Genomic DNA, 8,487 nt, shown 5'->3' with positions numbered 1-8,487 from the left:
GCTGTGGAGATAGATTGCCACCGTTTCGGTGGCGCCAAGAGTTGGGGCCGCGTTAGCGACCCCGTTTAGCCGCTTTGAGCGGCTCACAATTTTGAAAACCCCCGGCTTTGCCGGGGGATGGTTATTTCAAGTTGTTTTAGTTATGGAAAACCCTTACATGCCGCAATTAAATTCTTCCATTCAGGTGGCCACAGCGGGCGAGGCCCTGATTGATTTCATTGCCCACGCCGATGGCCGGTTTGAGCCCTGCCTGGGTGGCGCGGTCTACAACCTCACCAGGGCGCTGGCGCGTCAAGGCGTAGGCACGCTGTACCTGAACCCCTTGTCACGGGATCGCTTTGGTCGACGGCTGGCACAAGGTTTGCTGGACGTTGGGGTACAACTGGCGGTGCCGGAGGCGGTGCCACAGGTCACTTCATTGGCGGTGGTGAATGTCGATGAACAGGGCCACCCCGACTACGCGTTTTACCGCGAAGGCGTGGCTGACCGCGCCACCTCGGCCGCGGCACTGAAACAAGCGTGCAGCAGGGTTGAAACCCTGTCGCTGGTGTGCACCGGCGCGCTGGCGCTTTCCCCCGATGATGCCGAGACCTATCTGCCGTGGCTGGCCGCGCAGCGCCAGGCTGGACGCACCGTGGTGATTGATGCCAATTTACGCCCGTCGGTCATGCCCCACCAGGAGCAATACCGCCGCCATGTGCTGACCGCGCTGCAGTTCGCCGATGTGATCAAAGCCAGTGACGAAGACCTGGCTGGCCTGAACTTGCCCGGAGCCGGCGCTCTGGCCCAGGCACAACACCTGCTGCAAAGCAGCCGTGCCAGCGTGCTGGCGCTTACCCTGGGCGCTCAAGGGGCCGCGTTGCTGACGCGTGCCGGTCAAGTGTTTCAGGCGCGTGAGTTGGAGCCTGTTGCGGTCGTGGACACCGTGGGTGCGGGCGACTGCTTTCTGGCCGGGCTGGTTGCCGCCATGCTGGAGTACGAGTTGCCTGCGGATTGGGGAAGTGCGTTCGTTTCTGAAGAGGTGGTCAAGAAGCTGCTGGGCGGCGCCATTGCCAGCGCCAGTTTGTGTGTGATGCGCCGCGGGTGTGTGCCGCCTACGCGTTCGGATGTGCTGGCCCGGCTTGAATCCGTTGCGATGTCGTTTACGTGTTGACGGTGGTTCTTGTCGTTGCGTCTCAGGCGCCCCAAGCTTCAACCCAGGCCTCCAGTGCACCCGCCACGCTGCCACTGCAAGCGGGCAAGCCCAGCACGCGGGCGGCTTGATTCAACGCGGCCAGCGGCTCGGTCGTGTCAAGTGCCTGCGCGCCATTTTGTTTCGACAATTTTTCACCATTGGCACCCAGCACCAGTGGCGTATGCAGGTAGCGCGGCGTCGGCAGCCCCAAACACTGCTGCAGCAGAATCTGCCTTGCCGTGTTGTCGGCCAGATCCTCGCCGCGCACCACATCGGTGATGCCCTGCGCCGCATCGTCCACCACCACGGCGAGCTGGTAGGTAAAGCAGCCGTCAAAGCGTTTGAGCACAAAATCACCCACCTGCGCTGGCACGTCCTGCTGTTGCGCCCCCAGGCGGCGGTCGGTCCAGTGGACGACGTTGTTTACTATAAAATTAGTAGCATCTTGCGTATATTCCACGGGGGCTGGAGGCCTATTTTGCTTAAACAAATCAGTGCGCAACCGCCATGCGCGCCCGAAGCGGCCGTGCAGGCCGGTGCGGCAGGTGCCCGGATAAACCAGCTCGCCGTGGCGCGCTCGCGTCTGGCCCAGACGACTCAGCGCGGTTTCGATGTCCTTGCGTGAACAGGCACACGGGTAGGCTAGTCCCTGCACCACCAACTGGTCCAGCGCCTGCTGGTAGAGCCCGGTGCGCTGCGATTGCCACACGGGCGGCTCGTCGGGGTGCAGGCCACACGCGGCCAGTTGCTGCAGGATGACCCGGTCCATGCCCGCCACGCAGCGCGGCCTGTCCACGTCTTCGATACGCACCAGCCACTGGCCGCCGTGGGCGCGGGCGTCGAGCCAACTGGCCAGTGCCGCCACCAGCGAGCCCGCGTGCAGCGCTCCGGTGGGCGAGGGGGAAAAGCGCCCTATGTATTGGGCCACCATGCCTTGTCTAAGGTTTAAACCACGGCCAGCGCCAGTTCCAGACCTGAGACAAACGCGTTTTCCACCCGATCGCCCAGGCACCAGTCGCCGCAAACGCCGAGGCCGGCGCTGGCATCCCACACGTGTGATTTACCCAGTGGTGCGGTCGTCTTGGCGTACAGCCAGCGTTGCGTATCGATATGGGCGGGCTCGGCGCGGATACCGGTGACCTCGGCAAATGCCTTGAGCAGCTTGGCTTGCACCCGCGTGGCATCGTCCTGCAGATGCTCTTGCGACCAGGCGGCGCTGGCCTGCACGGTCCAGCGCTCCACGCTGCCGCGTCCGGGCTTGCTCGACTCGCGCGCCAGCCAGGCAATGCGGTGGTGCGTGCTGCGCGCCGCATTCCACTGCGGCCCCAGGGCCGACAGGTCCGGCTGCATGGCCTGCGGAAACGCCAGCATCAGCGTCCAGCAGGGTGCGGCGTCGACCCGGTCAATCTGGCGCGCCAGCCCGTCGGCTTGGGGCGAGGTCTCCAGCAGCAAGCGCGCCTGCTCTGCCGGAATGGCGAGCAGGACGGCATCGAAGCCGGAAAACACATGCTGCGCGCCATCTTGACCCTCGGTGTGAAGCTGCCATTGGTGCGGATGAACGGCATCGCGGCTCAGCTGCGTTACCCGTGTTTCCAGCTCGACGCTGTGTTGTTCCAACAGGGGTTGCGCCCAGCGGCTGACCAGTGCATTCATGCCGGGGGTGGGAACCCAATGGGTTTCGGCGGCGGGAAAGTCTGTTGCCGCGACCTGACCATGCGCGTCAAGTACCCGTATGGTGTTGGCGCTCCAGGTTTTGCACACGCCCGGCACAGTCGCCAGCGCCCGCGCAAAGCGCGGATCGCGCACGGTGAAATATTGCGCACCGGTGTCAAACGTGCCAAAGGCCGTGCTGCGTGTCGCCATGCGCCCGCCCACGCCGCTGCTTTTCTCCAACAGTGTGACCTTGTGACCCGCCTGCACCAAGGTACGGGCGCAGGCAACGCCAGCCATGCCAGCGCCAATGATGGCAATATTTTGAGATTGGAGTCTGGATTGGTTCATAAACGATGTTTCCAAGGATTGTTGTATGTCATGCACTTTACACGCCTCGGTAACGCTCCAGCAAAGCCATGCGTGTGGTGGGGCTCTCAAGCTGGGCCAGCCACCACTGCAAGGCACGACCCGGACTCGACTTGGCGACGCTGCGCCACGCGTAGTTGACCCGTATCAGCCGTTGCGGACGTTCCATTTTTTTAACGACCAGGCGGCCGGTTTCAATGTAGCCGCGGGCCATGCACTCAGGCACAAAGCCGCTGCCTAGCCCGCGCAGTTGCGCATCGAGCTTGTCCTGCATGGTGGCCACGGTGAATACGTCCTGCCCGCCCAGCAAGCCAAAGGTCAGGCCACCACCGCGGGTGATGGTGTCGGCTACCGCCACGGCGCGGTGTTGTCGCACCAGTTCGTCTTTAAGCGGCTCGGGTGCATTGGCCAACGGGTGATGGGGTGCCACCGCGTAAACAAAGCTCACGTCGCCCAGCGGCTTGCTGTGAATGCCCGCGTTGGTGCTGGCTTCGGTCACACCGAGCGCCAGATCGGCCTGGCCCGAAATCAAGGCGTCCAGCGTGCCCGACAGGGTTTCGTCGCGCAGCTTGATGCGGGTGGGCGGGTTGAGGGTAAAAAAGGTCGCGCACAGCTCCATCACGGTGGCCTTGGAGATGATGCTGTCCACGGCGATGGTGAGTTGCGGCTCCCAGCCGGTGGCCACGCGCTTGACACGATTGGCCACGGCGTCAATTTCTTCCAGCAAGCGTGCGCCTTCGCGCAACAGTTCGGCACCGGCTTCGGTCAGACGCGCCTGACGCGAGCTGCGGTCATACAGCAAGACATCCAGCGCGTCCTCCATCTGGCGCACCCGGTAGGTCAGGGCGCTGGGCACGACACCGAGGCTGCGGGCGGCAGCGGCAAAGCTGCCGGTCTGCGCAATGGTCTGCAGCAGGGCCAGCGCGTCTGGGGTCAGGACATCGCGGGCGCCGGCCACCTTGCCTACAGCACTTCGCTGGCAAAGTCCGCCAGCCGTGAGCGCTCGCCGCGCGCCAGCGTGATGTGCCCGCCGTGCGCCCAGCCTTTGAATCGGTCCACGGCATAGGTCAGGCCGGAAGAACCCTCGGTCAGGTACGGGGTGTCGATCTGGGCGAGGTTGCCCATGCAAATGATTTTGGTGCCGGGGCCGGCGCGGGTGATCAGCGTCTTCATCTGCTTGGGCGTCAGGTTTTGCGCTTCGTCGATGATGACGTATTTGTTCAAAAAAGTGCGCCCGCGCATGAAGTTCATGCTCTTGATCTTGATGCGGCTGCGGATCAGCTCGCTGGTGGCGGCACGCCCCCACTCGCCGGCGCTGGTATCGGTCTTGCCCAGCACCTCCAGGTTGTCATCGAGCGCGCCCATCCACGGGCCCATTTTTTCTTCTTCGGTGCCCGGCAGGAAACCGATATCTTCACCGACGCTGACGGTGGCGCGGGTGACAATGATCTCGGTGTAACGCCGGTCGTCAAGCACCTGCGTCAGGCCCGAGGCCAGCGCCATCAGGGTTTTGCCAGTGCCGGCCTGACCGGTCAGGGTGACAAAGTCAATTTCGGGGTCCATCAGGATGTTCAGGGCAAAGTTTTGCTCCCGGTTGCGGGAGGTGACGCCCCAGACCGCGTGCTTGAGGTGGGTGTAGTCCTTGAGGGTCTTGAACACCGCCGTCTTGCCCCGGATTTCAGTCACGCGGGCGTACAGACTGGGCTCGCCGGGCGATTCAAAATAAACAAACTGATTGATCAGCAGGCTGGCAACGATCGGACCGCTGATGCGGTAAAAGGTGTACGCGCCTTGTTGCCAGCTTTCCACCGTTTTGGCCTGACTGGTCCAGAAATTGGCCGGCAGGGCGATGGCGCCCGAGTACAGCAAGTCACCGTCATCGAGTGTCTTGTCGTTCTGGTAGTCGTCGGTGGCAAGTCCCAGCGCACGCGCCTTGACCCGCATGTTGATGTCTTTGGACACCAGCACGACCTCATGCGCCCCAGGGCGTGCGCCGCCATCGGGCGCGCTGGTGGACGGCTCTTTGTGTTGGCGGGCCTGTTGCTGGCGCAGGGCTTCCACCACACCCAGGATCTGGTTGTCGGCCTTGCCTTGCGGCAGGCTGGTCGGCAGCGTGTAGTCCAACAATTGGGTCTGGAAAAACAGCTTGCCGCTGGCTTCGCGGTGGCCGGTGGCGTTGAGCGGCAGGCCGCTGGTGATGTCAGTGCCTTGATGGCCGGCCAATGCGTCGAGTGAACGACTGGTTTGGCGTGCGTTGCGGGCGACTTCGGTGGTGCCTTTTTTGTGGGCATCAAGCTCTTCGAGCACGATCATGGGCAAAAAGATGTCGTGTTCCTCGAAGCGGAACAGGCACATCGGGTCGTGCAACAGCACATTGGTGTCAAGCACAAACAGTTTGGGCGCCCCGTTGTGTTTGGTCTTCTTGGGCTTGATGTCGGCGGGCGGCTGGGTTCGGGTTGGAGCGGGTACCGGCGCAGGTACTGGCGCGAACAACGGCGTTTGCACTTGCACGTCGGGCTCGGCCTGAGTTTTCCGGGCCGAAGAGCTTGCGCGGGGTGTTCTGGTGCGGCTTGCGGACCTGTCCGCCAGCGCTGTGGCAGGGGCCTGTGTGACTTCGGAGACCACCCGTGCCTGAGGTGTTTCGGTCAGGCCAGGCTCGGCCAATGGGCTCGCCGTCTTGCGTGTTTGGGGCAGCCTTGCGACCGGCACATCGTAGTCCCGTTCGGACAGCAGCGCGGCGCGTTTGGCAGGGGCAGGAGGCAATGGCATAGGGAGTTTGCTCGCAAATAAGGGAATTAAAGGGCGGCTCTAAAAGCAAAAAGCCGCCATGAGAACAGGGCGGCTTGATACGGGGCCAGATTGACAAACGCCGCGGACTGGAACTCAGGCCGGTACGGCTACTTTTTTCTGCGCTTTGACCGCTTTCAAGACATCGTCCACATGGCCCGGCACCTTGAGGCCGCGCCATTCTTCTTTCAGGGTGCCGTCCGCGCCAATCAGGAACGTGCTGCGCTCGATGCCTTTGACCTTCTTGCCGTACATGATCTTGTTCTTGACCACGCCGAACATGTGGCACATTTTTTCTTCCGTGTCGGCGATCAGCTCAAACGGGAGTTCCAGTTTGGCTTTGAACTCGTCATGCGAGCGCATGTTGTCACGCGAGACACCAAATACGGTGGCGCCCGCCTTGACAAAGTCCTGGTAACGGTCGCGAAACTGCATTGCTTCGGTGGTGCAACCCGGGGTGTTGTCCTTGGGATAAAAATACAGGACGACGACTTTTCCGAGGTGAGAGGTGTTGGAGACTCTGACGCCGCCAGTGGCCGTGGATTCAAATTCCGGGAGGGGTTTGTTGACAATGATCGCCATAGTTCTTAATCTCGTGTAACAGGGATGCGTCATTCGCTCAAATCGAGGGCTCCTATCGCAATCTGCCGCTGTGACAGCGTGCTTGTAGCCCCGACTACAGCCTGCTATTTTACCCCGAAACGATAAATTCTCTTTGGAGCCGGGCGTCCGTGTTATCCCTAAGGGGTTTCGATCAGCAGCGCCACGACGACACTGCGACCTTCGCCGGCCAGGATGTTGTAGGTGCGGCAGGCCGCTGGCGTGTCCATGGTTTCAAGGCCGATCTGTTTGTCAATCAGCGATTTGATCCAGGCGCCTTGCGGAAACCGCAGGCGCTCGCCACTGCCGAAAATCACCAGCTCGGTATTGAGTGCGGCCAATAAATCAAAGTGCTCGGCGTTCAGGTCCTCAAAGCGGCTGCAATTCCAGGTCAGGCGTTCGCCACCCGAGCCAATCACCACGCTGGCGGTAATTTTTTCAGTGCCAAGGCCGATCCAGCCTGGGCCGTAACCGCTGATGGATTGCACCGTGATGACGTCGGGATGTATTTTCATGTTGGCAAAGAGGGAATTTGGATGCTGCACTGCGTCAAAGTGCAAAATTTCTACAATGAAATGTGGTCAAATTATAAGTTCCGCCCCGCACCACCCCATCGGAGAGCCTGTGAAGACCATACGCAAATCAGCCAAACTGGCCAATGTCTGTTACGACATTCGCGGCCCCATCATGGACGCCGCGCGCCAGATGGAAGAAGAGGGGCACAAGATCATCAAGCTCAATATCGGAAACCTGGCGGTGTTCGGCTTTGACGCCCCGGAAGAAATCCAGCAGGACATGATCCGCAACCTGCCCAATTCGGCCGGTTACTCCGACAGCAAGGGCATTTTTGCGGCGCGCAAGGCGGTCATGCATGAAACCCAAAAGCAGGGCATCAAGGGCGTGACGCTGGACGATATCTATCTGGGCAATGGCGCCAGTGAACTGATTGTCATGGCCACCAACACGCTGCTCGACGTCGGTGACGAGTTGCTGCTGCCCTCACCCGACTACCCGCTGTGGACGGCGGCGGCCAGTTTGTCGGGTGGCACACCGGTGCATTACCTGTGTGATGAGGCCCGTGGCTGGATGCCGGACCTCGATGACATTCGCGCCAAGATCACGCCGCGTACCAAGGGCATCGTGGTCATCAACCCCAACAACCCGACCGGTGCGCTGTATTCCGATGAACTGCTCAAGGCCATCGTGCAGATTGCGCGCGAGCACGGTCTGGTGATCTTTGCCGACGAGGTGTACGACAAGGTGTTGTACGACGGCGTGCGCCACACGGCGATTGGTTCGCTGAGCGACGATGTGCTGACTTTGAGCTTCAACTCCTTGTCCAAGAGCTACCGCTCGTGCGGTTACCGGGCGGGCTGGATGATTGTCTCGGGTGACAAGAAACCCGCGCTGGATTACATCGAGGGCCTGAACATGCTCTCGAACATGCGCTTGTGTTCCAACGTGCCGGGTCAGTGGGCGATCCAGACCGCACTCGGGGGCTACCAGAGCATCAATGACCTGGTGTGCGAGGGTGGGCGTCTGCGCCGCCAGCGCGATTTGGCTTATGAGCTGATCACTGCGATCCCCGGCGTCACCTGCGTCAAGCCGAGTGCCGCGTTGTATATGTTTCCGCGGCTCGATCCAACGATGTACCCGATTGCCGATGACCAGCAATTCTTTCTGGAGTTGCTGCAGGAGACCCGCGTCATGCTGGTGCAGGGCACGGGCTTCAACTGGCCCGCGCCGGACCATTTCCGGATTGTGTTTTTGCCGCACGAAGATGATTTGCGTGAAGCCATCAGCCGTGTGGCCAAGTTTCTGGAAGCCTACCGCAAGCGCCACAGCAATTAGCATGCTATTGTTTTAATAGCTACTAACGTATATTCCACGGGGGCTAGAGGCCCATT

Annotated in this window: 8 protein-coding genes; 2 read left to right on the top strand and 6 right to left on the bottom strand. The window is 61.4% G+C overall.

Annotated features, from left to right (window positions below):
• Window positions 1–157 precede the first annotated feature (157 nt).
• Window positions 158–1,153: a PfkB family carbohydrate kinase gene (locus WA157_RS01210; protein ID WP_422619212.1), complete on the top strand. Its 996-nt coding sequence runs from the start codon at window positions 158–160 to the stop codon at window positions 1,151–1,153.
• Between the two features lie 22 nt (window positions 1,154–1,175).
• On the opposite strand, the gene gluQRS is transcribed toward WA157_RS01210, so the two are convergent.
• The 6 genes from gluQRS to WA157_RS01180 form a co-directional block, all read right to left on the bottom strand.
• Window positions 1,176–2,105 carry a tRNA glutamyl-Q(34) synthetase GluQRS gene (gene gluQRS / locus WA157_RS01205; protein WP_422619211.1) on the bottom strand — a complete coding sequence of 310 codons (930 nt, stop codon included), beginning with the start codon at window positions 2,103–2,105 and terminating at the stop codon, window positions 1,176–1,178.
• A 14-nt stretch (window positions 2,106–2,119) separates the two neighbouring features.
• Entirely contained in the window at window positions 2,120–3,175 is a 1,056-nt protein-coding gene (locus WA157_RS01200) for an NAD(P)/FAD-dependent oxidoreductase (RefSeq protein ID WP_422619210.1), read from the bottom strand.
• Between the two features lie 37 nt (window positions 3,176–3,212).
• A complete protein-coding gene (locus WA157_RS01195; RefSeq protein ID WP_422619209.1) occupies window positions 3,213–4,151 on the bottom strand; it encodes a LysR family transcriptional regulator in 939 nt (312 codons plus the stop codon).
• Between the two features lie 5 nt (window positions 4,152–4,156).
• Complete coding sequence (locus tag WA157_RS01190; RefSeq protein WP_422619208.1) at window positions 4,157–5,962, bottom strand: PhoH family protein; 1,806 nt, start codon at window positions 5,960–5,962, stop codon at window positions 4,157–4,159.
• Window positions 5,963–6,076: 114 nt separating this feature from the next.
• Window positions 6,077–6,562 carry a peroxiredoxin gene (locus tag WA157_RS01185; protein WP_041790498.1) on the bottom strand — a complete coding sequence of 162 codons (486 nt, stop codon included), beginning with the start codon at window positions 6,560–6,562 and terminating at the stop codon, window positions 6,077–6,079.
• Window positions 6,563–6,720: 158 nt separating this feature from the next.
• A complete protein-coding gene (locus WA157_RS01180; protein ID WP_422619207.1) occupies window positions 6,721–7,095 on the bottom strand; it encodes an Mth938-like domain-containing protein in 375 nt (124 codons plus the stop codon).
• A gap of 109 nt (window positions 7,096–7,204) precedes the next feature.
• On the opposite strand from WA157_RS01180, the gene WA157_RS01175 reads away from it, so the two are divergent.
• Entirely contained in the window at window positions 7,205–8,431 is a 1,227-nt protein-coding gene (locus WA157_RS01175) for a pyridoxal phosphate-dependent aminotransferase (protein WP_422619206.1), read from the top strand.
• Window positions 8,432–8,487 lie beyond the last annotated feature (56 nt).

The sequence above is a fragment of the Rhodoferax ferrireducens genome (genome assembly GCF_049302455.1).
In the GTDB taxonomy this organism is placed as follows: domain Bacteria; phylum Pseudomonadota; class Gammaproteobacteria; order Burkholderiales; family Burkholderiaceae_C; genus Rhodoferax; species Rhodoferax ferrireducens_B.
This window is presented reverse-complemented; position numbering and strand designations above follow the sequence as displayed.